We start from the raw sequence: 23,981 nt of genomic DNA, 5'->3' as shown, positions 1-23,981 counted from the left end.
AGCGTCGAACCGTCACCCGAGTGGGTTACACGTAGGGTTGCGACCTTGATCGCAATCGATAAACGGACCGTGACGGACCTGCGCTTGATCGCGCGGATGACCGTTCGTCTGCCGTTCACCGACGCTCACTGAACGCTCACCGCACGATCAGCGGAAGTAACACTCCGTGAAAGATCAACTTTGGAGAATGGGGTCGTCAGGAGGAATTGCGGCGAGGGAGCGCGATGGCGGTCAAGGCGGAGCGTTCACCCGATAGAGCGGGTGACGTGGAGGTTCCGCAGCCGCGGGAGTCGGCGAGATGGCTCGTCCACCCCGCCCGCTGGTCGCACGCGGCGCAGGTGACGGTCATCCTCGTGCTGATCGCGCTGCTGCTGTGGGCCATCGCCGTGACGCTCGGTCCCGACCAGGCCTTCATCGTCGGCTCCGCGGGCATCGCGGCCAAGCTGATCTGCATGTACCTCGACACCCGCGTGCGCAACTAACGGCCGTAGCGCTCAGCAGAGCGTGCTTTCGCTTTCGCTGCCTCGACCTCGCGGTCCTTCGGCGGCGCGGAGGTCACCAGCGCGTCGAGCAGTTCCTGCGTCGCCGCCGCCACGGCAGCGACCGCCTTGTCGAACGCGGCCTGGTTCGCGCTCGACGGTTTCGCTGCCCCGCTCACTTTCCGCACGTACTGCAGCGCCGCGGCCTGCACCTCGTCGGACGTGGCGGGCGGTTCGAAGTTGTGGAGCACCCGGATGTTTCGGCACATGCCTCCACTATGACCTGTCGGGCGGCGCCGCGCGGGTGTGGAGGCGTTCTCCCTGCTTGCCGAACAGGCTGATGATCTCGGCCGGCGCCCCGTCCGCGCTGCTCAAGGTGTGCGGCTGGCGGCAGTCGAACTCCGCCACCTCGCCGGCGCGCAGCACGACCTCCTGCTCGCCCAGGCGCAGCCGGATCCGCCCGCTCAGCACGTAGAACCACTCGTAGCCCTCGTGCACCTGCGGCTCGTGCAGTTCCGTGGCCGTGATGACGATCTTCCACGCCTGCAGCGGGCCGATCGACCTGGTCAGCGGGATGCCGATGCGGCCGTTGGTGAGCTCTCGCGGCTTCATCGTGACGCGGGGATCGCCCACCTCGGGCGCGCCGACCAGGTCGTCCAGCGACACCTGGTAGGTCCGCGACAACGGCAGCAGCAGTTCCAGCGTCGGCTTGCGCTGGTCGGTCTCCAGCCGGGACAGCGTCGACTTCGAGATGCCGGTCATCTCGGACAGCGACGCCAGCGTCAGGTCGTGCTCGGCCCGCAACGTGGCGAGCCGTTGCCCCACGGTTATTGCCATAACAGCAACTTACTTTGCCGAAACGGGACTGTCGACCGCACGCTGGGAGCATGAACTACGAAGTGGTGATCATTGGCGGGGGATCGGCCGGGCTGAGTGCCGCCCTGATTCTGACCAGGGCACGCCGCAGCGTGCTAGTGGTCGACGGTGCCGAGCCGCGCAACGCGCCGGCCGCGCACATGCACAACTACCTCTCTCGTGACGGCCTCTCGCCGTTGGAGCTGCTGAAGCACGGACGAGCTGAGGTCGAGGGCTACGGCGGAGAGGTCGTCAACGACGACGTGCGCGGCGTGACTCGCACCGATGACGGGTTCACCGTCGAGCTGTCCGGCCGAGTCGTCACGGCGAAGCGCCTGCTGTTCGCGACCGGCCTGGTCGACGAGGTGCCCGAGAACCTGCGCGACCGCTGGGGCCGCGACGTCTTCGGCTGCCCGTACTGCCACGGCTACGAGGTCCGCGACCAGAAGCTCGTGGTGTTCGGCGAGGAGATGAAGGTCACGCTGGTCGGGCAGTGGTCGGACGACGTCACGCACGTCCCGTCCGTCGACGGCATCGAGGTCGAGGCCGATCGGCTGGTCGCGGTGATCTCCGACGGCAAGCGGGTACCGGCCGACGCACTCGTGTACTCCGCACCGATGAAGGCACGCGATGAGCTCCTGCTCGCGTTGGGCGCGGAGACCGAGGAAACCCCCGTCGGCCCGTTCGTCCGCACGGATGCGAAGGGACGCACGAGCGTTCCCGGCGTCTACGCGGCGGGCAACGTCACGGACCCGTCGGCCATCGTGGTCGTCGCCGCCGCCCAGGGCGCCCAGGCCGGCGCGATGATCAACATGGACCTGCTGGGCCTCCTGCCGCCGGCAGGCTGATCCGGAACGTCGATCCCTCGCCGAGCGTGCTCGTCACCGACACCGTGCCGCCGTGGGCCTCCACCAGGTGCCGCGTGATCGCGAGCCCGAGCCCGCTGCCGCCCGTGGTGCGGCTGCGGGACTTGTCGGCGCGCCAGAACCTGTCGAACACGTGCGGCAGGTCTCCGGGCGCGATCCCGGTGCCGGTGTCCGCGACCTCGAGGATCGCGTTGTCCTGCTGCCGGAAGAGCTTCACGACGACCTCGCCGCCCGGCGAGGTGTAGCGGACGGCGTTCGCGACGAGGTTGCCGAGCGCCTGCCGCAGCCGCACCGGGTCCGCGCTGAGGTGCACCGGCGTGGTCTCGGCGCGCAGCAGGATCTCGCGGTTCTGCTGCGCGTTCACGACCTGGTCCACCACGTCGTCCAGCGCGATCGGCTCGGGGTGCAGCCGCAACGTGCCCGCGTCGGCCTGCGCGAGGTCGTGCAGGTCGTCCACGAGCCGTTGCAGCAGAAGGGACTCCTCCAGCAGCATGCCGATCAGGTGCGGGTCCGCTTCGGCCAGCCCGTCCTGCGTCGCCTCCAGCCAGCCGGTGATGTTGCCCAACGGCGTGCGCAGCTCGTGCGCGACGTCGCTGACCATCGCCTGCCGCTGCCGTTCGGTCTCGGCGAGCTTCTCCGACATCGCGTTGAACGACCGGGCCAGCTCACCGATCTCGCCCGCGCCGCCGTCCACCCGTGCCGACCGGTCACCTTCCGCAGTGCGTTTCGTGGCGGCGGTGAGCGCCCGGATCGGCCGCACCAACCGGGTCGCGGTCACCCAGGACGCGAACCCGGCGATCGCGAGGATTCCCAGTGCCACCAGCGTGATCCTGGTGGCGCCGGTCGTCGACAGGTCGATCGACGCCGGTTCGGCGCCGGTCGGCGAGGTGAGGAACAGGTTCACCGGTTCGGCGACGAACGGCCGCAGCTGCTCACGACGGGCGCTGTCCATGCACCCCACCGTCTGCGGCGGCGCGTCGCGGATGATCGTGTACTCCCAGTCGAGCCGCACCGGACTCGGCGTCCTGTCCACCTGGGCGTTGGGGTACAGGCGGCCGAGACACTCCGTGAAGAGCTGCTGGAGCTGCCCGTAGGCGGCCTTCTCCGTCTCCGTGAGCGCGTAGAGGCGTTCGCCGGCCTCGCAGTCGTCCCAGAGCGTGAAATGGCCTGGTTCCAGGCTGGAGAGCCGTGGTCGGCCGTTGGGCGCGTCCACGACCTCGATCTTGTTGTTGCACTGGGGGAGCTGCTCGGCGTAGGCGTGCAGCGTGCGGTACTCCTCGTCGGTGAGCTTGAACGGCCCGACCGCCTGCGGATCGATCTTGCCGTTGACGTTCAACGGGTCGATGAGTGCCTTCGGTGTGACGGGCAGCGGTGGCGCGGTGTCGTTGCCGGTGTCCAGCACCTTCCTGCCGTCGCGGTCGGTCAGGGCGATGCGGCGGTCGAACCTCTGCGCGACTCCGTCCACTTCGGACCAGGCGCCGTCCCAGTTCTTGTGCGTGGCCGCGTACTTCAGCAGCTCGTCGACGATCTGCGCGTCCGTCGCCAGCGCCTCTCCCTGCTCCTGCCGGATCGCGCCGGTCGTCGCCTGGCTCGCGAGCCAGGCCGTGACCGCGATCGAGCAGGCCGCGATCACCAGTGAGAACAGGAAGAACCGGACCAGCAGGCTGTTCATACGAGCTTGTAACCAATGCCGTAGACGGTGAGGAGTCGTTCGGGCCGGCGCGAGTCCTGCTCGATCTTGCGGCGCAGCTTCATCATGTGCACGTCGACCGTGCGCGCGGTGATGAACCCGTCCTCCAGCAACTGCTCGCGCGTGAACACCCGTTGCGGCTGTGCGGCCATCTTGGCGAGCAACCGGAACTCGGCGGGCGTGAGGCTGACCAGTTCGCCGGAGAGGCGGACCTCGTGCCGGATCGGGTCGACGGTCAGGTCGCCGACCTTGAGCACCGTCACGTTCGTCTCCCGCGCGCGCCCGGTGCGCCGCAGGATCGTCCGCACGCGCGCGACCATCTGCCGCGGGCGGAAGGGCTTGGTGATGTAGTCGTCCGCGCCCAGGTCGAACCCGAGCAGCACGTCGTCCTCGGTGGACCGCGCGGTGAGCAGCACGATCGGCACGTCCGACTCGGCGCGGACGGCGCGCATCACGTCGATGCCGTCGACCAGCGGCATCATCACGTCCAGCACCAGCAGGTCCGGGTTGCGGCGCCGTGTCTCGTCGATCGCCGCCCGTCCGTCGTGGACGACCACCACGGAGTGCCCGTCGTGCTCGAGGTACCGGCGGACGAGTTCTGCCTGGTGGACGTTGTCCTCCGCCACGAGGATGTGGGCACACACAGGTCGCAGTATGCAGGTCTTCACGACAGTCAAGCGGGACGTAAACAGGTTCTTCATCAGTTCCCGCGAGCGTTGCCGGCATGAAGGTGCACCTGGTTCTGGGGGCCGTGGCGCTGACGGCCGTGCTGCTGACGACAACGCAGATGGCAGGCGAGACGTCGCCCGCGGCCGCTCCGACCACGACGACCACCTCGTCGGTGACGCCCGTGCCGATCCCATCGGCCCCAGTGGCGCCTCCGCCCCGTGTGTACGCGTCCAGCTCCGACCTGCCTGACGGTCCCGACTTCCCGGTGTCCGGCGCCGGTACGTTCCACGAGGTCCCCGGTACGGGCGCGGTCGTGGGAACGGGCCCGTTGCGCACCTACGCAGTGGAGGTCGAGAACGGCATCACCGTGGACGAGCAGGCTTTCTCGGCCTTCGTGGACGCCACCCTGACCGACCCGCGGGGCTGGACCGCCCGTGGCGAGCGTTCGGTCCGGCGCGTCACCGGTGCGGCCTCGGTGCGGGTCAGGCTGGTGTCGCAGCAGACCGCACGGTCCGTCTGCGGCTTCGAGATCCCGGTCGACGTCTCGTGCCGCGACGGCAACTTCGTCTACCTCAGCGCGGCCCGCTGGTTCCGCGGTGCCGTCGCCTTCCTGCCGGACCTGACCTCGTACCGCCATTACCTGATCAACCACGAGGTGGGGCACGCGTTCGGCCAGGGACACCGGCCGTGCAGTGTCGCGGGTGGGCCGGCGCCGGTGATGATGCAGCAGACGTTCAGCGTGTCCAACGACGAGATCGTGCGCATCACCAACGGCGTGCCTCAGGGCGCGGTCATCCCGCGCGACGGGAAGGTGTGCACGCCGAACGGCTGGCCGTATCCGTGATCAGCAGTCCGTTCACTTGTGGTTGATGCCGGTCTTCATAATCTGGCGGCATGGACGTGGACACGAGGCTGCTGCGCTATTTCGCCGCCATCGCCGAAGAGGGCAACCTCACGCGCGCCGCGCAGCGGCTCTTCGTGTCGCAACCGTCGCTGACCAAGCAGTTGAAGCACCTGGAGACGCAGCTGGGCGTGCGGCTGTTCACCAGGTCCAGCACCGGTATGACGCTGACCAACGCGGGGCACGCCCTCGCCGCGCGCGTGCCACCGTTGCTTGCAGGCTGGGACGTCGCGGTGAGCGAGACCAGGAGCGCCGCCCGCGTGCTGCGCGTCGGATTCCTGGCCAGCGCGGCGAACGACGCGACGGGGGAGATCGTCTCCGCGTTCGGCAGGGTCCGGGCAGGCTGGCGGGTCGACCTGCGGCAGGCCCCGTGGTCGGACCCGACGGCGGGCCTCGCGTCGGCGGAGGTGCCGGTCGCGTTGCTACGCCTGCCCTTTCCCGGCGACGAGTCGTTCGGGGTGCGGGTGTTGTTCCGCGAACGCCGTTGCGTGGCACTGCCTTCCGCGCATCCGCTGGCGGGGCGCGCCGAGATCGACTTCCCCGAGCTGTGGGACGACCCGGTCATCGTCGCGCCGGCGTTGCGGGGGACCTGGCGCGAACACTGGCTGGCCTTGTCCGAAAGGGACGGTCGCGAGGTGCGCGTCGGTGCCGTGACGGAGCGGCCGGACGAGTTCCTGAGCGCGATCGCGAGCGGCTACGGCATCGCGCTGGTCCCCGCGTCCACGCCCCGCTTCCACTCCCGCCCGGACATCGTCTACGTGCCGGTCTCCGGCGTGAGCCCCAGCGAGATCGCTGTGGCGTGGCTGCCCGACGCCGGTGACGCCGCCGCCGACTTCGTGCGCTGCTGCCTGGACGTCACGCGGTCGCGGCGCAACGGGTGCGGCACTCGCTCGGGCTCAGCCCGTGCACGCGCTTGAACGCGACGCTGAACCCGAACGCGTCCGCGTACCCGACCTTGCGTGCCACCGAGGCCACCGTGGCTCCCGACTCGGCCAGCAGGTCGGCCGCCACCGACATGCGCCACTCCGTCAGGTACGTCAGCGGCGGCACCCCGACCAGCTTGGCGAACCTGCCGGCGAGCGTCGTCCGCGCCACCCCGGCCTCCTTGGCCAGCAACGCGAGCGTCCACGCCTTCTCCGGCCGCGCGTGCATCGCCCGCAACACCGGCCCGACCACCTCGTCCGCCTGAGCCCCCAGCCACCCGCCGCCGTGCTCGCGGTCGAACCACTCCCGCAGCGCGCACACCATCAGCCAGTCCAGCAACCGATCCGTCACAACCCCGGGAGCGCCGGTGCCGACGGCGCCGTAGAACGCGGCGCACTCGTCGGTGCCCGGAGCCACCAGCGCGTCCGGCAGCACCGCCGTGAGCCGGCGCGCCACCGCCCCCTTGATCTCGTACGTCCCGCTCACCACCGAGGCGTGCCCCTCGGCGGCAACGGCCTCCTGCACGACCACGATGTCCCCGGCCTTGGCGGTCTCGCCCAAAACGCTGATCTCGCCAGAAGCCACCGCGTACAACGTGAGTCCGGGCAACACCCGCGTTCCGTCGATCTCGGTCCGGCGCACCCCAGCACCATCCGCGCGCACGCCGCGCAGCAGTTCGTCGAACGGCTCCATGCCTCCACGATACCGGCCGAATGATCGAACATCATCGATGAACTCTCGCCCATGTCCTCTCGGATCCGAACCGGGTTGGCTGGCTCGCATGACACAAGAGATCCTGGTCCTGGGCGCCACCGGCAAGACGGGCCGCCGCGTGGTCCCCGCCCTCGAGGCCGCCGGCGTGAAGGTCCGCGGCGCCTCCCGTTCCACCGGCTTCGACTGGAACGACGAGTCCACCTGGAAACCGTTCCTGCACGGCGTCACCGCGGCCTACGTGATCGCGCCGGAGAACCCGGCCGCCGCCGCACCGTTCGCCGACCTGGCGGCAGCGTCTGGAGTGCGCCGCCTTGTCCTGCTCTCCGGCCGCGGCCTGGACCAGACCCCGGAGCACGTCTTCCAGGGCATGCACGCCGCGGAGAAGGCGGTCCGTGCGAGCGCCCTGCCGTGGACCATCCTGCGCGCCAACAACTTCGCCCAGAACTTCTCCGAGGACGTCTGGCAGCCAGAAGTCCAGGCGGGCCGCCTCTCCCTGCCCGTCGACGACACCCCGGAACCGTTCGTGGACGTGCGGGACATCGCCGACGTCGCCGCCCTCGTGCTGAGGTCCAACGGCGAACACGACGGCCAGACCTACGACCTCACCGGCCCGGACACCATCACGTTCGCCACCGCCCTCGCCAAGATCGCCGCAGCGACCGGCCGCCCGGTGGAACTGGTCAGGCTGACCCCTGACGAGTACCGCGACTCCCTGCTCTCCCAAGGCGTTCCCGAGGAAGTGGCCGCCGAGCTGAACGGCATGTTCGAGGGCATGCGCGCAGGCCTGCTGGCCACCCCGACCGACGACATCGCCCGCCTCCTGGGCCGCCCGGCCACCAGCTTCGACACCTACGTGTCCAACGCCTGGCGCTGACGCGGCAACAACAGGTGCACGGCAAACCCGGCCGCCGTCGCCATGACCGCCTGGTAGACGACCGACAGCTGGTACTGCGACGCGATGAGAAACGCGGTTTCCAGCCCGGTCGTCCACCAGCCGGCCAGCTCACCGAGCCCGAGGACGTGCCACCCGAAGAACCCGGCACACCACCCGCCCACCGCCCAGGCGGCCCGCCCGCCCCGCCGCACGAGCAGCACCGTCGACACCGCGGCCACGGCGTTGAAGGCGAGCGCGATGCCGGTCAGCGTCGCGTCGGGGCTCCACAGGAGCGCGGCCAGCGTCTGCGCCACCAGCACGACGGCGACGAGTGCGACGCCCAACCGAGTCTTGTCCACGCGGCACCCTAACCCGCCTGGTCAGCGTCACGGCCGCAGGTCAGCCGCCTCGCGCGCGACTTCCTGCCCACAGCCTGAATCGGCCCTGCGCCGCGCCTTTCCATAGGACGTCGAAGCAGGGTAGAACCCGCGCCGCCAAGCGTTAGCATGTCGCGGCAACCAGGCGATCAAGGTGAGGGTTCACGATGATCAACACGGTGACGATCAAAGCAGCGCTGGCGACTCTGAAGAACGACGGCGTGGGCGGCCTGATCACCGCCGTGCACGATCGAGTCTTTCCACCTCGGATGGCTTCCTACGACACCGCCCGTCATCTCTTCCTCGACAAGATCGGCCTGGAGATCGGCGGACCGACCCGCTTCTTCAAGCAGGGCGGCCTCGTCCCCGTCTATCCGGACGCCGCCCGGATCGACAACTGCAACTTCAGCGCCCAGACGCTCTGGGAAGGCTCGATCGTCGAGGGCGCCACGTTCCGCTACGACGATCAGCACGAACCCGGCGTCCAGTACGTCGCCGAAGCGACCGACCTGAACATGATCGCGGACGAGACCTACGACTTCGTGCTCTCCTCACACGTTGTCGAGCACACCGCCAACCCCATCCTGGCGCTGTCGGAATGGATCCGCGTGCTCAAGGACCAGGGCACCCTGGTCCTCATCGCCCCGCACCTGGAGGGCACCTTCGACCGGAATCGCCCCGTCACGACGCTCGCGCACATGATCGAGGACTTCGAGCAGAAGACGCCGGAGACCGACACCACGCACCTGGCGGAGATCCTGGCGCTGCACGACATGTCCCGCGACGCCGAGGCCGGCAGCCGAGCCGCCTTCGAGGAGCGGTGCGCCGACAACCTGAAGTTCCGCGGCATGCACCACCACGTCTTCGACACCGCGTTGCTGGTCGAACTGGTGGACCACATGGGCCTGCAGATCACCGCCGTAGAGGCGTTCCGCCCGTTCAACATCGTCGTCGTGGCACGCAAACCGGCCGACGGCGAGGTGGTCTCCAACGCCCAGTTCCGCGGCCCGGGCAGCACCTGGTCGAGCCCGTTCCTGGCGGACCGGCGGGGCACGGCGAAGTAACTTCCGCACCAGCCTCGTCCGAACTGGCTCCACAAAGCAGGGTCAAGATCGAGAACGAACGTGGCCGCTGACCTGTCCATGCAGGTCAGCGGCCACCTTTTCCAGCGCCCCTGGCAGGATTCGAACCTGCGACCTCGGGATTAGAAGTCCCTCGCTCTCTCCACTGAGCTACAGAGGCTGGAGGGGTGCGAAAGCGGCCACGAAGCGTGGCAGCCGATGCCCCCCACCGGACACATCGTCCGGAGTCGATCGACCGTTTCCGCCCTACGTCCAAATGGTTGACGAAAACAGTCTAAACGTGACGCGGATCACGTCCGTGGGGCCGTCGAAGCTCTCTCCACGAGGGAAACGTCGAGTCTCGTCGGCCGTGGGGGTCTACCGCCGGCCAGTAATTTCAGGGCCAGTTCACCGGCTCGGCGGCCCTTGTCGGCCAGGGGTTGACGCACAGTAGTCAGCGGCGGGTCGCTGTAGGCCGCTTCGGGGACGTCGTCGAAGCCGACGACCGAAATGTCCCCCGGGACGGTCAAACCCAGATCGCGGGCCGCTTGGAGGGCGCCGAAGGCCAGTTGGTCCGACGTGCACAGCAACGCGCTCGGGCGCGGCGTGCCGGTGAGCAACCACCGCGCGCCTAGACGTCCGAGCTCGCGATCACTGCCGCGCGCCTCCCACACCGGAACATTGTCCGGTTTCACCCCGGCTTTTTCCAAAGTGTCGAGGTAGCCGCCCAGTCGGTCGCGGCTCACGCGGAACGGCACGGCCGAACGGCGCTCGTACGAGACCGGTCCGGATGCCCCGTCCGGGTGCAGTGCGAAGGTCAGCACCCCGAACCGCGTGTGCCCCAGCTCCAGCAGATGTGACGCCGCCGCGCACGTGCCGGCGTAGTCCTGCACCTCGACCCGCGCCGAGGCCGGCAGCACCGGCTGGTCGATCACCACGAGCGGCAGGCCGCGGGCGGCGACGGCGTCCAGGGCGGGTGCCGAGTCCGGCAGGGAGTAGGCGACCATCACGTCCGCCTGGGCGCGCGTCACGATCGAGGGACGCGGACCGCCCGTGGCGTCGCCCGGCATCAGGACCAGGCTGTGGTCGTGGCCGTCGACGGTCGAGGCGAGGCCGTCGAGGACGATCGACAGCGCCGGGTCCGAGAACGCGCCGGACAGCCCCTGCGGCAGCATGAAACCCACGGCCGCGGACGAGCGGGTCGCCAGTGAGCGCGCGACGGGGTCGGGGCCCGCGTAGCCGAGCGACCGCGCCGTTTCGAGGATGCGTTCGCGCAACGACGACGAGAGCTGGTCGGGCCGGTTGTACGCGTTCGACACCGTTGCCCTGGAGACCCCGACCGCGGCGGCGACGGTGTCCAGCGTCGGCCTGCGTCGGCGGTCGGAGTCCACGGACGCATCGTATGCGAGAGATCGCAGTCAAACCGCTGGCGATGCTGAAGCGCTTCAGTCATGCTGGCGGGCATGTCTCCACGCCTGGCCACGTTCGTCGTCTTCCTGCTGAACGGCGCTGTCTTCGGCACCTGGGCGGCCCGCGTGCCCGCGCTCGCCGAGCAGATCGGCGCGGAGGTGGGCAGCCTCGGCCTGGCGTTGCTCGGGGCGAGCGTCGGCCTGGCCTGCACCGCACCGCTGGCGGCGCGGATCTGCGCTGTCCACGGGTCGCGTGGGGTCCTGATAGCGAGCAGCCTCCTCAGTCCGCTGCTTCTGCCCGTGCTCGCGCTATCGCAGTCGCCGCTGCAGTTCGGGCTGACGCTGGTCGCACTGGGAGCGAGCATCGCCGCGATGGACGTGTCGATGAACATCGCCGCGGTCGTCGTCGTCCGCGACCTGCGGCGGCCGTTGATGCCGCAGTTCCACGCGGGCTTCAGCGTCGGTGGCCTCATCGGGTCGTTGGGCAGCGCCGCCGCTGCTCAGGCGCACTGGACGCCGATGAGGCACTTCCTGGCAGCGGCACTCGTCGGCGTCATCATCACCGCGCTCATCGCGAGGACGATCCCCGGAGGAGTAGGGGAGCGTCATAGGGAGGAAGTCACCGAACGCCGCAGTGTGGTCAAGAGCCCGGTCCTCTGGCTGTTGGCGAGCGTCGCGCTGTGCAGTGCCATCGCGGAAGGGGCGGCGGCGGACTGGTCGGCGTTGTTCATGGTGCGTGAGCGAGGCATGGGGGACGCGGCGGCCGCGTACGCCTATGCGGTCTTCTCGGTCACGATGGGGCTCGCACGGTGGTTCGGCGAACCGATCCAACGCGTCCTCGGCCCGCATCGCCTGCTCGCCGCGGGTGGTGGTCTCGCCGCGACGGGCCTGGCGCTGACCGTGCTGGCACCCGCGCCGGCCGCCGGCTACGTCGGGTTCGGCCTGGCCGGGCTGGGGCTCGCGTTCTCGTTCCCCGTGGTCATGGACCTCGCGAGCGAGACCGGAAAACGCGCCGACGGCAGCGGCGGCGAACGTGAGCTCGGGCTGGTGACGACGATCGCCTACACGGGGTTCCTCGCGGGTCCGCCGATCGTGGGCGGCCTCGCACACGTCAGTTCTCTCGTGGTGTCGCTCGGGTTCGTGGCGCTGGTCACCGCGCTCATCATCCCGGCGACCTGGCTGGCCAGGCGGGCCGCTAGACGGACGGCACGCGTTTGAGCGCCTGCTGGGCGAGCGGCGCCAGCGTGTCGCGGGCCTTGGTCTCCGAGACGCCGCCGCTCATGCCGATGGCGACCAGCAGCGACTCCCCACGCGTGACCGCGATGGTGGCCGTGCACACCATGTCGATCTCCTGCTGACCGCAGCTGAGCCACGTGGCGTGCTTGTCGGTCAGCACCTCACGTCCCGACTTCTGCGAGTCCTTGGAGTCGTCGAACGAGCGATAAGGGACCGCCACCAGCACGTACACGTTCTCGTTGAGCGTGAACAGGCACGAGTTCTTCATCTCGGCCCGCGGCGCCGGCTTGACCTTGAGCGTGCCGATCGGCTTGAGCTCCTTCTCCGTGATGAGCGCGCACGGGTCGACGCCCTCGGTCTTGCGCGGTGTCGCGATGGCCAGGGGCGGCAGCGGCACCCCGATGGGTTCGCCCTGGATGGAGTACGCGCAGCCGGTGACTGAGACCAGGACGAGCAGGAGGAGGAGAGAACGTCTCACACGCGGCAACACTAGAGGGTCGTAGGCTCCAGGACGTGCCAATCGAACGCTCCACCAGAACGGGTTTGGTGCCCCTCGTCGTCATCGGCTTCGCGGTGGCCGCCCTCGCCGCCGTCGCACTGAGCTCGTTCGAGGGAAACCCTCCTGCAGGGCTGCTGATCGTGCGCGTGCTGACCGAGACGGGCGCGGTGGTGACCATCGGCTCGTTGCTGTTGGCGGCGTTCCTCGTGCCACCGCAGAAGTCCGGCACTCTCGCGGCGGACGGCTACGCGGCCATGCGCACCGCCGGGTGGTTCGCGTTGGTGTGGCTGGTCGGTGCCGTTCTGTCTGTGCCGTTCACCACGGCGGCCGCGATCGACCGGCCGGTCAGCTCGTTCAGCCTCAGCCAGATGATCGCGACGGCGATGCTGCTGGAGCAGTCCAAGGCGTGGCTGCTGACGGCGATCATCGTGGCGTTGCTCGCACTCGGCTGCCGTCTGGTGTTGTCGTGGGGATGGACGGCCGTCCTGCTGTTCGGGGCGATCTTCGCGCTGGTGCCGGTCGCGGTCACCGGCCACTCGTCGTCCGGCGGCTCGCACGACATGGCGACGAACAGCCTGTTGTTCCACCTCGTGGCGGCGGTGCTGTGGGTGGGCGGCCTGATCGCGTTGCTCGCGCACGGCAGGCGTGGCGGCGCGCACCTTCCGCTCGCCGCGACGAGGTTCTCGAAGATCGCGCTGGTCTGCTGGATCGTCATGGCCGTCTCGGGCGTGGTGAACGCACTCGTGCGCATCACCCCGGCCGATCTCGTGACGTCCACCTACGGCTGGCTGACGCTCGGGAAACTGGCCTGTCTGCTGCTGCTCGGCGTGTTCGGCTACTTCCAGCGCGAACGCGGCGTGAAGGGCGTGGCCGAGGGGAAGCCGCACGCGCTGCTCAAGCTCGCCGGCCTCGAAGTCCTGCTGATGATGTTCACGATCGGCCTGGCCGTGGCGCTGGCCCGCACACCTCCGCCCGGCGGCAGCCTGGAACTGCCCAGCCGCACGGAGATCGCGATCGGTTACGACCTCGCCGGACCGCCGACGCTCGCGCGCATCCTGTTCGACTGGCGCTTCGACCTGGTCTTCGGCACCGCGGCGCTCGCCCTCGCGCTGCTGTACGTCCTGGGCGTGCGCAGGCTGACCAAGCGTGGCGACAAGTGGCCGGTCGGCCGCACGGTCGCGTGGCTCTGCGGCTGCTTCTCGCTGCTGTTCGCGACGTCGTCGGGCATGGGCCGGTACTCGCCGGCGATGTTCAGCGTGCACATGGAAGCGCACATGGTGCTGTCCATGCTGACGCCCATCCTGTTCGTGCTGGGCGGACCGGTCACGCTGGCGTTGCGCGCGCTGCCGGTCGGCAAAGAGGTGCCGGGTCCGCGCGAATGGCTGCTGGCGTTCGTGCAGTCACCGGTCGCGCGCGCGTTGACGAACCCGTTCGTGGCGCTGGGCTTGTTCGTCGGGTCGTTCTACGCGTTGTACTTCTCGGGGCTGTTCGAGGCCGCGTTGCCGTTCCACTGGGCGCACCTCGCGATGAACGCGCACTTCATCCTCGCCGGGTACGTCTTCTACTGGCCCGTGATCGGCGTCGACCCGGCTCCGAACAAGCTGCCGCACCTCGGCCGGTTGGGGCTGCTGTTCGCGTCGATCCCGTTCCACGCCTTCTTCGGCGTGGTGCTGATGAGCTCCGCGAACGTCATCGGCGAGCAGTTCTACCGGGGCCTCGCGCTGCCGTGGGTGCAGAACCTGCTGGAGGACCAGCGACTCGGCGGCGGCATCGCGTGGGCGGCGGGGGAGATCCCGTTGCTCGTGGTCATGGTCGCCCTGCTCACGCAGTGGGCGCGGCAGGACGGCCGGGACGCGAAGCGGCTGGACCGCAAGGCCGACGCCGATGGCGACGCCGACCTCGAGGCCTACAACGCGATGCTCCGCAAGATCGCCGAGAAGGGCTAAAGCGACAGCGGGCGGCGGAATCCGCGGATCGCGAAGAACGCGCCGACCGCCGCGATGGCGCCGCTCGTGACCAGTGCGCCGACCACTCCGGTGACGGGGTGGGCCAGCGCCAGGCTGCGGGCGGCGTCGACCGCGTAGGTCAGCGGGTTGACCTTCGCGATCGCCTGCAGCCAGCCCGGCAGACCGCTGACCGGCACGAACGCGCTGGACGCGAACATCAGCGGGAACATCGCCAGGAAGCCGACGGTCTGCATCAGCTCGGCCTTGCGCACCCACGCGGCGATCGCGATGAACACCCAGCTCAGCGCCCACCCGACGACGAGCGCCAGGCCCAGAGCGGCGAGGGTGCCGAGCATGCCGCCGTCGGGGCGGAAGCCGAACACCAGGACGCCGAACGCGATCATCAGCACCAGCTGGAACGCGGTCCTCACCGCGTCGGACAGGTTGCGTGCCAACAAGACCGTGCTCGGCCGGATGGGCAGTGAACGGAACCGTGCGAGCACACCGTTCGACATGTCCTGCACGAGTCCGATGCCGGACGCGAGAGAGGATTGCATCGCGGTGTTCACGAGGATCGCGGGCAGCAGGAAGTTGATGTAACTCATGCCCGGCGGGAAGTTCGCCGTGGACGTGATGCTGCTGAAGATCTGGCTGAACAGCGTCAGCATGATCAACGGCTGCAGCACGCTGAAGAAGACGAGTGCGGGCGTGCGCAGCAGTGCGCGCAGAGAACGGCCAGTCAGCACCAGAACCTGTGTCGGGTAGCTGCTGCCGTGCCAGGTCAAGGTCGCCATGATTCCCCCTAGTTCGCGGCGAGAGTGAGGTAGACGTCGTCGAGCGTGGGCTCTTTGAGGCCGATTTCGTGCGCCTCCAAGCCGTTGTCGTCCAACGCGCGCACGACCGTCGCCAGGTCGCGTGACGCGCTGACGGGGGTCGTGAGCGTGAGGCCTTCCGCCACGGGGTGGAGCCCCACGGAGCCGATCGCCTTCAGCGCGGTGTTCACCTCGGCCGCCGAGTCGAGCGTGACGGTGACCGTGCGCTGACCGACCTGCGCCTTGAGCTCGGCCGACGTTCCGGACGCGACGACCTTGCCGTGGGACAGCACGGTGATCGAGTCGGCGAGGCGGTCGGCCTCGTCGAGGTACTGCGTCGTGAGCAGCACGGTCGTGCCGTCGGCGACGAGCTTCTCGACGATCTCCCACATCGCGAGGCGGCTGGCGGGGTCGAGGCCGGTGGTCGGCTCGTCCAGGAACAGCACCTCGGGGCTGCCGACCAGCGAGGCGGCCAGGTCGAGACGTCGCCGCATGCCGCCGGAGTAGGTCTTGGCGTTGCGCCTGGCGGCGTCGGTGAGGTCGAACTGCTCCAGCAGGTCGTCCGCGCGCTGGTGGGCCTGCTTGCGGCCGGCACCGAGCAGCCGGGCGATCAGCACGAGGTTGTCGTGGCCGCTGAGCTGCTCGTCGACGGCGGCGAACTGGCCGGTCAGGCCGATGCGGCTGCGGACCTCGTGGCTCTGCTTCACCACGTCGAACCCCGCGACCTTCGCGCTGCCACCGGACGGCGGCAGCATCGTCGTGAGGACGTTCACCAGCGTGGTCTTGCCGGCGCCGTTGTGGCCGAGGAGCCCGAGAACGGAGCCCTTCTTCGCGGTGACGCTCACGCCGTCGAGCGCGTTCACGTCACCGAACCTCTTGCCCACCTCGGTGGCTTCGATCATGAACTCACTCATCTTGTCTCCCCCTTGAGTGCGCCGTGCAGGAAAAGCTCGACGATGGCGGCGGGCTCGGCCGCGGTCTCGCCGAAGCCCGCGCCCATCCGGTTCGTGAAGACGGCGCCGAGCAGCATCCGCGCGGCCAGGTCGGGACTGACGCGCAGCTCCACGTCACCGAAGAGGCCCGCGATGGCGGTGGTCAGCTGCTGCATGCCGATCGGCGGTCCCTTGTGCTTCTTGTGGTCCTCGTCGCGCGGCTGGTAGCCGGACTCGCGTAGCGCGCCGATGACACCCCACATGCGGTCGAGGTATCCGCTGAACGTGGCCACTCCCGCGGTCAGTCGCTCCTCCAGCGGCACGTCCGCCGGGATCGCTTCGAGACGGGCGATCTCCTCGTCGGAGTGCAGTGCGCGCTGGATGCACGTGTCGAGCAGTTCCGCCTTGTCCTTGAAGACGCGGAACACCGTGCCTTCCGCGATTCCGGCCGCGGCGGCGATCTGGCTGGTGGTGACGTTCGCGCCGGCCTTCACCACGAGCGGCAGCGTGGCCTGGACGATCGCCTCACGGCGATCTTCCGGGCTCATCGCGGGTGCGCGGCGGCGGCGTGGTTCCTCTGACACGTCTGCAACTGTATGAGTGAGTCCTCACTCATGTCAATGAGTGTGCGCTCACTCATTCGCTCCGCTCGAGCGTGTCGTCTGTGGGTCGTCCGGCTGTGCCCGGCCATCGCGAACATCGACTTCGCTACCGGCCCCTAGCACGCGGCCCCGACGATTTCGCGGTTCGAGGTGCTCCAAGATCGCGACCTGTCCACAACCCACGAGTAATCCACAGATCCACGTCCGCCCCGCCCGTACCTCCCGGCTCCTCCGGCAACCTGGACCGGCAACCCACAACCTGGAGGCGAGCCCGATGTCCTGGAATTCCACGATGGTCACCGTCGTTGGTCATGTGGCGAGTGAGATCTCGTACAAGCACGGTGAGGACGGCAAGACGAACGCGTACTTCCGCCTCAACTCGACTGAGCGCCGCTACAACACGTCGATCGGCGACTGGGAGGACGGCGAGTCGGTGTGGCTCGGTGTCTCGTGCTGGCGCAAGCTCGCCGACAGCGTCAAGACCACGCTGTCCAAGGGCGATCCCGTGATCGTCCAGGGCAAACTGCGCATGCGCTATTACGAGAAGGACGATGTGAAACGGCAGGCGTTCAGCGTCGACGCGTTGCACGTCGGGCTGGACTTGAGCCGGGTGCAGTCACTCGGCTCCGCTCCGGTCGTTGAACCGCGCGTTGCCGAAGACCTCGCGGAGGAGCCGATCCCGTTCTGAGCGGGTTTGAGCCGTTCGGGGCAAACGAGCGCGCGGAGTTCGGGAACCCACCCGATCCGGGGGTGCCGCCGGAGAAGATGCACGTACCGCGAACCAGGAAGAAGGAGGGAAGCTCGTAGATCGGGGCCGCTGAGGACCGATCGCCGAGAGTCGTTCACGTTCGAACGGAACGAGCAGGTCACCGAGTCGCGTGACGCTTGATCCGGGGGTGAGCGCCCGCTTGTCGGCGACCGAGGTCAGGAGCCTCCGGGCACCGCTCTACGATCGCCGCCATGGCCGAGTTCATCTACACCATGAAAAAGGTGCGCAAGGCGCACGGTGACAAGGTCATCCTCGATGACGTCACGATCATGTTCTACCCCGGCGCGAAGATCGGTGTGGTCGGTCCCAACGGCGCCGGCAAGTCGAGCGTGCTCAAGATCATGGCGGGGCTGGACACACCTGGCAACGGTGAGGCCTACCTGGCCCCCGGCTACACGGTGGGCATCCTGCAGCAGGAGCCGCCGCTCAACGAGGAGAAGACCGTCCTCGGCAACGTCCAGGAGGGCCTGGGCGAGATCAAGGTGAAGCTGGACCGCTTCAACGAGATCGCCGAGCTGATGGCGACCGACTACTCCGACGAGCTGATGGAGGAGATGGGCAAGCTCCAGGAGGAGCTCGACCACGCCAACGCGTGGGACATCGACTCGCAGCTCGACCAGGCGATGGACGCGCTGCGCTGCCCGCCGCCGGACGCCGACGTCACCAAGCTGTCCGGTGGTGAGCGCCGCCGCGTCGCGCTGTGCAAGCTGCTGCTGAGCAAGCCCGACCTGCTGCTGCTCGACGAGCCCACCAACCACCTGGACGCCGAGAGTGTCCTGTGGCTGGAGCAGCACCTCGCGCAGTACACCGGCGCCGTGCTCGCCGTGACCCACGACCGGTACTTCCTGGACAACCTGGCCGAGTGGATCCTCGAGATCGACCGGGGCAAGACCCACCCCTACGAGGGCAACTACTCGACGTACCTGGAGAAGAAGGCCGAGCGGCTCGCGATCTCGGGCAAGAAGGACCAGAAGCTGCAGAAGCGGCTGAAGGACGAGCTCGAGTGGGTGCGCTCCGGTGCCAAGGCCCGCCAGGCCAAGTCCAAGGCGCGTCTCGACCGCTACGAGGAGATGGCGGCCGAGGCGGAGAAGACCCGCAAGCTCGACTTCGAGGAGATCCAGATCCCGCCGGGCCCGCGCCTGGGCAACGTCGTGGTCGAGGTCGACAAGCTGAAGAAGGGCTTCGGCGACCGGGTCCTGATCGACGGTCTGTCGTTCACGTTGCCGCGCAACGGCATCGTGGGCGTCATCGGCCCGAACGGCGTCGGCAAGACGACGCTGTTCAAGACCATCGTCGGTCTCGAGCAGCCCGATGCCGGTGACGTGAAGGTCGGCGAGACGGTCCTGCTGTCGTACGTGGACCAGAACCGCGGCGGCATCGACCCGAAGAAGAACGTGTGGGAGGTCGTGTCCGGCGGGCTCGACTACATCCACGTCGGCAACGTCGAGATGCCCTCGCGCGCGTACGTCAGCGCGTTCGGCTTCAAGGGCCCGGACCAGCAGAAGCCCGCGGGCGTGCTGTCCGGTGGTGAGCGCAACCGCCTCAACCTCGCGCTCACGCTCAAGCTCGGCGGCAACCTGATCCTGCTGGACGAGCCGACGAACGACCTGGACGTCGAGACCCTGGGCTCGCTGGAGAACGCTCTCGAGCAGTTCCCCGGCTGCGCCGTGGTCATCTCCCACGACCGGTGGTTCCTCGACCGCGTCGCCACGCACATCCTCGCGTGGGAGGGCACGGACGAAGACCCGTCGAAGTGGTACTGGTTCGAGGGCAACTTCGAGGGCTACGAGAAGAACAAGCTCGAACGCCTGGGTGCCGACGCCGCGAGGCCGCACCGTGTCACCTACCGCAAGCTGACACGCGACTGAGAGGGCAACGGCTGACGTCGTGGCGGCGAGGGGCGAGACGCAGGCGAACGTCGAGGTGAGCACGCTGGTCGTGCCCGCCTGGCGGCTGCGTTGGCGGGCACCGGAGCTCGCTCTGGTGCTCGGCGAGCGCGCACTCGCGCTCGCCTCCGCCCGTCACGACGAAGCCGACCGCCTCCGGGCGGAGTCGCTGGTGGTCTTCGCGGGCAACCGCGTCGGCCGCGGCGTCCGCATCGCCGATCGGGCGATCGACGCCTTGAAGGCGGCCGAGGCCGCCGGTGAGCACGAGATCGCGTGGCTGCTGCGGGTCGAGCTCGCGGCGTGCGCGCGGTCCGTGGGCGCGCCTCTGACGGGGTTCGCGGCGGCCATCCCCGTGCTGGAAGCGCCGGACGTGCCCGCGGAACTGCGGGCGTCGGCTCTGGTGCAGGCCAGCGAATGCCTCGTCACGGTCGGCCGCGGCGACGAACCCACCAGGGCGCTCGCCGAGGCGGACCAGCTCTACGTCGCCGACGAGTCGCTCGACGACGACACCCGCCTGTTGCTGCGCGGCCTGATCCGCGCGGTGCAGGCCGCCCAGCACCGCCGGTGGGGCGACATCGCCGCCGCCATCGGTGCCGCACGTGAAGGCCTGGACCTGCTGAGCAGGTTCACCGAGCCATCGGCGGACAGCGGCCTGGGCCTCGGCCGGCTCACGCTGGAGCTGGTGCTCTCGCTGATGGACGCGAACCGCATGCGCGACGCGAGCGACGTCGGCACCCCGATGCTGGAGCGCCCGGTGCGCGCGCCGTCGGCGTCGACGTCGGGCTGGCTGCGCCTGGCCCTGGCCACCCGCGTGCACCTGCCCGCCGGCAGGGTCGCGCTGGCCCGCGAGATGCTGCGGGAGGCCGCGGCGAGCGCCGAACGCCACCAACTCGACACGCTGCTGGCGGAAAGCCTGCTGGCGCTGGCCCACGTGCACGAGATCTCCGGGGAACTGGCCGAAGCGCTGACGAACCTGCGCTCGGCCCACGCGGCCGAACGCCGCCGTGCCCGCGCCGTCTACGCGGTCCGCGCCCGGCTCGCCGCGGAGTTCTCCGGCGTCCACCGCCAGCCGGCCGACCTGCACCAGCAACTGGCGAGCCTGCTCCGTCCGATCGAGGGCGGACAGGTGGTCACCGACGGCGTCCTGTCCGCCGCACTGAAGCAACAACTCCGGCAGTGGCGCCCGGTCCAGGTCCGCAAGGGCGATGGCGTTAACGTCAAGCGTGCCCGGCGCGCTGCCGAAGACATGACCGTGGACGGTTTGTCCGCGGCCCGACAACACGCCGCCGACCGGTGGCGCATGGTCCAGCCGTTCGGCGAGCCCGATGACAAGAGCCCGGAACCCGTGGAACCGCCACCCGCATCCCTGCCTGCGTCTTCCTCCTCCTCTCCTTCCTCCTCCGACCGCACCGTCCCCGCCTCCGGCCTGATCGCCTCGGCGGGCGCGATGGTGAGCGGTCGCCGCCGTGCCGCCCGCGTCGCCGCCGGCGAGATCGACGACGACCGGCCGACGACCATCGCCGAGATCCCTGTCCTGCAAGAGCCTCCGGCTCCGCAACCGGAGTCCCCCCAGCCCGAGCCCCAGTCCCAGCCGCAGCCCACACAGGCCCAGTCCCCGCAGCTGACCGTGGAGCAGGAGCGCAAGCGCAAGGTCGAGCAGCAGCTCATGGAGTTGCAGCGCGAGGCCCGCCGCCAGATCGAGGCGGAACGCCAGGCCCGCGCCGAACAACGAGCCCAGGCGGAGCGCGAGGCCCAGGCCGCGGAGGAAGCCGCGCGGCAGGAGGCCGCCCGCCAGGAAGCGGCCCGCCAGGAGCTCGAGCGTCAGGAAGCCGCCCGCCAGGAGGCTGCGCGCCAGGAGGCTGCGCGCCAGGAGGCCGCGCGTCAGGAAGCGGCCCGCCAGGAAGCCGCCCGGCAGGAAGCGATGCGCCAGGAGGCCGCACGCCTGGAGGCGGTGCGCCAGGAAGAGGCCCGGCGCGAGGCCGCCCGCCAGGAGGCGGTTCGCCGGGACGTCGCACGTCAGGAAGCGGCGCACCAGGAGGTCGCCCGCCTGGCCGTCGAACGCGAGGAGGCGGCCCGGGAAGCCGCAGCCCGCGAAGAGGCGGCCCGCGCGGAGACCGCCGCGCGCGAGGAAGCCTCCAGATCACAGTCGGAGAGCGTGCTGGACATGCTCAAGGCCCAAGGTCTGCGAGCAGGTGGCCGCCGCCGTGCCCCCGACGCCGAGCCGAAGCCGGACGCTCCGTCGTGGCGCGTGGAACCTCCGTCCGGCCTGCGCCAGAAGGAGCCCGCCGCGGAACCGGCGCAGCCGCGCGACTTCTTCGAAGGCTCCGCACCCGCTCGCCCGGACTACTTCGCGGACCTGAACACCCCGGCGTCTCCCGACATGCCGGACCGCCCCAGCCGACCAGTCATGGCCGAGGCGTTCTCCCGCCTCCCGGCCGCGCCGGACTTCGGCCCCCACCTGGACGAGCCGGCCTACCCGCTCACCACACCAGCGGCAGGTTTCCCGGCCTCCGCCGACCCGGACGAGCGCAAGCTCCCCGACCTCGACTTCGGCTCGCTCGACTTCAGCACCCCGAAGCCGCCCACGGCCTCCATCCCCACCCCACCCCCGGCAGAACCCCCAGCCGAGGAACCGGAGCCCGAGCACAAGCCACTCCCGCTGCCGCCCATCCCGGAGCCGATGCCGCCGGTGCCGGTCCAGGACGAGATCCCGCAGGCGCCGGAACCGGACCTGCTGTCGAGCACCTTCCTGAGCGCGGCCGACGTGGAAGACGACGCCACCGACGTCCCGACGGTCTCGGTACGCATGTCCCGTCCCGCCGACGAGCCACCCGCGCGGCCCGAACGCGCCCAGCCGGCCTCCGGCGCCCAGACCAGCTTCGGCACGCAGGCCGGGTTCGGCACGCAGTCGAGCTTCGGGACCCAGACCTTCGGCACGCAGTCCGGCTTCGGGACCCAGCCAGGTTTCGAAGCCCAGTCCGCCGTGGGCACCGAGACCAGCTACGACACCCGGCCCAACCAGCCGACGCCACCCGGTCCGGCAGCTCAGCCCGGCCTCGCCGCACAACCGGACGCGTCCGCTCCGCCGGACCCCGCCACGTCGGCCGCGGGTTCGGGCGAGGGCACCGAGCCGAACCCGGCCACGCAGTACGACTACTTCGCCACCCAGCCCGAACCGCCGGCACAAGCGGACCAGGTGGCGTCCGACACCGCCGCCTCGCCGGCCACCGGCGAACCGGCAGTCGACGCGACGGGCACCGAGTCCCCGAGCGAGCCCGGCGACCGGACGGGCCGCCCGAGCAGCCGCCGCAGGCCGAGCGACCTGAGCCTCGCCGACCTGCTGGCCGAGGCGCTCGTCGCCTACGAGACGGGCCGCCGCTCCGACGAGGAACAGGTCGAAGCGGCCGACCTCAGCGCCCCGGACTGGTCCGCCGACGACGCCGGCCCGGCGCCGCAAAGCCCCGCCACCGCGGAGCAGCCCGCCCTCCCGGACAGCCCGGCCGAACCCGAGCCGCCCGCCGCGACCGACTCTCCCTTTCGCCGGGGGGAGCCGTTCGTTCCGGCGGGGACCGGTCGGTCGTTCGGTGTGCAGCAGGACTCTCCAGCGGAAAGCCCGTTCGAGGAAGGTCAGTCCTTCGGGGGGCGGCGGGGTCCAGCGGCGGAAACCCCGCCCAGTTCGGACGCCTCCTTCGGGACAGGTCAACCGTTCGGCGCGAAGGATCCGGCGGCAGATGCCGCGCCCAGCTTCGGCGCGCCCTTTCAGTCAGGACAGGCGTTCGGCGCGCAGCAGACACCTCCGGCGGAGGCAGTGCCCACCTCGGACACTTCGTACCAGCCGGGCCTGTCCTTCGGTGTCCAGCAGGACAGGGACGCGAAAGCCAGCTCGGACACCTCATACCGACCTAGCCTGTCGTTCGGCGCTCAGCAGGACTCGGAGACGAAGGCCGCACCCAGCTCGGACACCCCGTACCGACCGAGCCTGTCCTTCGGCCTCCAGCACGACACGGAGGCGAAGGCCGCACCCACCTCCGACACCCCGACCCACCCAGGCCTGTACTTCGGTTCCCAGCAACTCCCAGCGGAGCCGGCCGGCGACACCGGGCCGGGTTCGGAGCCCTACTTACCGGCGAAGCCGCGAGCGGAGTCCGAGCAGGAGAAGACCGGCCCCATCGTCCCCGTGGCCGCCGCCCCGGACAGCGAGACCACCGGCCCCATCCGCCGCGTCCGCCCGGACGGGCCCGTCCGCCCGGACGAGCCTGCCGGATGGACGTTGCCGGGGGCGTGATGGTGGCCAGCGCCACACCTCAAGCCTTGCCCAACCCATCCGCGCCGGATCTGATCGGCCGGCACCGGACGGGTACGTGACTGACGCGGTTCGGCGGTCGGCAGGACGTCGGGCCGGTGAACGGTGGTGTGCCACGGAATTAACCTTCGGCGGGCTCGCGCCCGCAGGTCGGAGCCGGGTGCAGGCGTGGCGCGG

The 23,981-nt window shown here is 69.8% G+C and carries 22 protein-coding genes and 1 tRNA gene; 11 read left to right on the top strand and 12 right to left on the bottom strand.

Annotation, left to right across the window (positions count from 1 at the left end; translation table 11 throughout):
• The first annotated feature begins 266 nt into the window (after positions 1-266).
• A complete protein-coding gene (locus ACRSBM_RS32015) occupies positions 267-482 on the top strand; it encodes a hypothetical protein (RefSeq protein ID WP_434449082.1) in 216 nt (71 codons plus the stop codon).
• On the opposite strand, the gene ACRSBM_RS32010 is transcribed toward ACRSBM_RS32015, so the two are convergent.
• Together ACRSBM_RS32010 and ACRSBM_RS32005 are read right to left on the bottom strand one after the other, a co-directional pair.
• Positions 479-748: a DUF2277 domain-containing protein gene (locus ACRSBM_RS32010; protein WP_434449080.1), complete on the bottom strand. Its 270-nt coding sequence runs from the start codon at positions 746-748 to the stop codon at positions 479-481. The genes ACRSBM_RS32015 and ACRSBM_RS32010 overlap by 4 nt on opposite strands.
• Positions 749-755: 7 nt before the next feature.
• Positions 756-1,316 (bottom strand): helix-turn-helix domain-containing protein, encoded by a 561-nt coding sequence (locus tag ACRSBM_RS32005; RefSeq protein WP_434449079.1) that lies wholly within the window; start codon positions 1,314-1,316, stop codon positions 756-758.
• A gap of 50 nt (positions 1,317-1,366) precedes the next feature.
• Between ACRSBM_RS32005 and ACRSBM_RS32000 the strand changes: the two genes are divergently transcribed.
• Positions 1,367-2,182 carry an NAD(P)/FAD-dependent oxidoreductase gene (locus ACRSBM_RS32000; RefSeq protein WP_434449077.1) on the top strand — a complete coding sequence of 272 codons (816 nt, stop codon included), beginning with the start codon at positions 1,367-1,369 and terminating at the stop codon, positions 2,180-2,182.
• On the opposite strand, the gene ACRSBM_RS31995 is transcribed toward ACRSBM_RS32000, so the two are convergent.
• Positions 2,142-3,872, bottom strand: a complete 1,731-nt coding sequence (locus ACRSBM_RS31995; RefSeq protein WP_434449075.1) for a sensor histidine kinase — start codon at positions 3,870-3,872, stop codon at positions 2,142-2,144. The two genes, ACRSBM_RS32000 and ACRSBM_RS31995, sit on opposite strands and share 41 nt — an antisense overlap.
• Positions 3,869-4,534: a response regulator gene (locus ACRSBM_RS31990; RefSeq protein ID WP_434449073.1), complete on the bottom strand. Its 666-nt coding sequence runs from the start codon at positions 4,532-4,534 to the stop codon at positions 3,869-3,871. Before ACRSBM_RS31990 ends, ACRSBM_RS31995 begins: the two co-directional genes overlap by 4 nt.
• Positions 4,535-4,614: 80 nt before the next feature.
• Here ACRSBM_RS31990 and ACRSBM_RS31985 point away from each other — a divergent pair, with 80 nt between their 5' ends.
• Both ACRSBM_RS31985 and ACRSBM_RS31980 read left to right on the top strand, forming a co-directional pair.
• On the top strand, positions 4,615-5,403 hold the full coding sequence (locus ACRSBM_RS31985) for a DUF3152 domain-containing protein (RefSeq protein ID WP_434449071.1): 789 nt from the start codon (positions 4,615-4,617) through the stop codon (positions 5,401-5,403).
• Between the two features lie 50 nt (positions 5,404-5,453).
• Positions 5,454-6,377: a LysR family transcriptional regulator gene (locus ACRSBM_RS31980; RefSeq protein ID WP_434449069.1), complete on the top strand. Its 924-nt coding sequence runs from the start codon at positions 5,454-5,456 to the stop codon at positions 6,375-6,377.
• Here the strand turns inward: ACRSBM_RS31980 and ACRSBM_RS31975 are convergent.
• Entirely contained in the window at positions 6,316-7,077 is a 762-nt protein-coding gene (locus tag ACRSBM_RS31975) for an AraC family transcriptional regulator (protein ID WP_434449067.1), read from the bottom strand. The two genes, ACRSBM_RS31980 and ACRSBM_RS31975, sit on opposite strands and share 62 nt — an antisense overlap.
• A gap of 88 nt (positions 7,078-7,165) precedes the next feature.
• On the opposite strand from ACRSBM_RS31975, the gene ACRSBM_RS31970 reads away from it, so the two are divergent.
• Complete coding sequence (locus ACRSBM_RS31970; RefSeq protein ID WP_434449065.1) at positions 7,166-7,972, top strand: NmrA family NAD(P)-binding protein; 807 nt, start codon at positions 7,166-7,168, stop codon at positions 7,970-7,972.
• Here ACRSBM_RS31970 and ACRSBM_RS31965 read toward each other — a convergent pair.
• Positions 7,948-8,331: a hypothetical protein gene (locus tag ACRSBM_RS31965; protein WP_434449063.1), complete on the bottom strand. Its 384-nt coding sequence runs from the start codon at positions 8,329-8,331 to the stop codon at positions 7,948-7,950. The two genes, ACRSBM_RS31970 and ACRSBM_RS31965, sit on opposite strands and share 25 nt — an antisense overlap.
• A 185-nt stretch (positions 8,332-8,516) precedes the next feature.
• On the opposite strand from ACRSBM_RS31965, the gene ACRSBM_RS31960 reads away from it, so the two are divergent.
• Positions 8,517-9,413, top strand: a complete 897-nt coding sequence (locus tag ACRSBM_RS31960; RefSeq protein ID WP_434449061.1) for a methyltransferase domain-containing protein — start codon at positions 8,517-8,519, stop codon at positions 9,411-9,413.
• A gap of 105 nt (positions 9,414-9,518) precedes the next feature.
• Here the strand turns inward: ACRSBM_RS31960 and ACRSBM_RS31955 are convergent.
• Both ACRSBM_RS31955 and ACRSBM_RS31950 read right to left on the bottom strand, forming a co-directional pair.
• Positions 9,519-9,591, bottom strand: a tRNA-Arg gene (locus tag ACRSBM_RS31955).
• 130 nt (positions 9,592-9,721) lie between these two features.
• A complete protein-coding gene (locus ACRSBM_RS31950) occupies positions 9,722-10,801 on the bottom strand; it encodes a LacI family DNA-binding transcriptional regulator (RefSeq protein WP_434449059.1) in 1,080 nt (359 codons plus the stop codon).
• Positions 10,802-10,873: 72 nt separating this feature from the next.
• Between ACRSBM_RS31950 and ACRSBM_RS31945 the strand changes: the two genes are divergently transcribed.
• Positions 10,874-12,037: an MFS transporter gene (locus ACRSBM_RS31945; RefSeq protein ID WP_434449057.1), complete on the top strand. Its 1,164-nt coding sequence runs from the start codon at positions 10,874-10,876 to the stop codon at positions 12,035-12,037.
• Here the strand turns inward: ACRSBM_RS31945 and ACRSBM_RS31940 are convergent.
• Positions 12,015-12,533: a hypothetical protein gene (locus tag ACRSBM_RS31940; RefSeq protein WP_434449055.1), complete on the bottom strand. Its 519-nt coding sequence runs from the start codon at positions 12,531-12,533 to the stop codon at positions 12,015-12,017. The two genes, ACRSBM_RS31945 and ACRSBM_RS31940, sit on opposite strands and share 23 nt — an antisense overlap.
• A 35-nt stretch (positions 12,534-12,568) precedes the next feature.
• On the opposite strand from ACRSBM_RS31940, the gene ACRSBM_RS31935 reads away from it, so the two are divergent.
• Positions 12,569-14,500 carry a cytochrome c oxidase assembly protein gene (locus tag ACRSBM_RS31935; RefSeq protein ID WP_434449053.1) on the top strand — a complete coding sequence of 644 codons (1,932 nt, stop codon included), beginning with the start codon at positions 12,569-12,571 and terminating at the stop codon, positions 14,498-14,500.
• On the opposite strand, the gene ACRSBM_RS31930 is transcribed toward ACRSBM_RS31935, so the two are convergent.
• The 3 genes from ACRSBM_RS31930 to ACRSBM_RS31920 are packed head-to-tail and all read right to left on the bottom strand — an operon-like array spanning position 14,497 to position 16,828.
• Positions 14,497-15,294, bottom strand: a complete 798-nt coding sequence (locus ACRSBM_RS31930; protein WP_434449051.1) for an ABC transporter permease — start codon at positions 15,292-15,294, stop codon at positions 14,497-14,499. The genes ACRSBM_RS31935 and ACRSBM_RS31930 overlap by 4 nt on opposite strands.
• A gap of 8 nt (positions 15,295-15,302) precedes the next feature.
• Positions 15,303-16,226: an ATP-binding cassette domain-containing protein gene (locus ACRSBM_RS31925; RefSeq protein WP_434449049.1), complete on the bottom strand. Its 924-nt coding sequence runs from the start codon at positions 16,224-16,226 to the stop codon at positions 15,303-15,305.
• Complete coding sequence (locus ACRSBM_RS31920; protein WP_434449047.1) at positions 16,223-16,828, bottom strand: TetR/AcrR family transcriptional regulator; 606 nt, start codon at positions 16,826-16,828, stop codon at positions 16,223-16,225. Before ACRSBM_RS31920 ends, ACRSBM_RS31925 begins: the two co-directional genes overlap by 4 nt.
• A gap of 310 nt (positions 16,829-17,138) precedes the next feature.
• Between ACRSBM_RS31920 and ACRSBM_RS31915 the strand changes: the two genes are divergently transcribed.
• From ACRSBM_RS31915 to ACRSBM_RS31905, 3 genes are all read left to right on the top strand, one after another.
• Complete coding sequence (locus ACRSBM_RS31915) at positions 17,139-17,534, top strand: single-stranded DNA-binding protein (RefSeq protein WP_434449045.1); 396 nt, start codon at positions 17,139-17,141, stop codon at positions 17,532-17,534.
• A 272-nt stretch (positions 17,535-17,806) separates the two neighbouring features.
• A complete protein-coding gene (gene ettA / locus ACRSBM_RS31910) occupies positions 17,807-19,483 on the top strand; it encodes an energy-dependent translational throttle protein EttA (protein ID WP_434449043.1) in 1,677 nt (558 codons plus the stop codon).
• 19 nt (positions 19,484-19,502) lie between these two features.
• Positions 19,503-23,786: a histone H1-like repetitive region-containing protein gene (locus ACRSBM_RS31905; protein WP_434449041.1), complete on the top strand. Its 4,284-nt coding sequence runs from the start codon at positions 19,503-19,505 to the stop codon at positions 23,784-23,786.
• Positions 23,787-23,981 lie beyond the last annotated feature (195 nt).

It is taken from the genome of Lentzea xerophila (assembly GCF_051094245.1).
Taxonomy (GTDB): Bacteria; Actinomycetota; Actinomycetes; order Mycobacteriales; family Pseudonocardiaceae; genus Lentzea; species Lentzea xerophila.
This window is presented reverse-complemented; position numbering and strand designations above follow the sequence as displayed.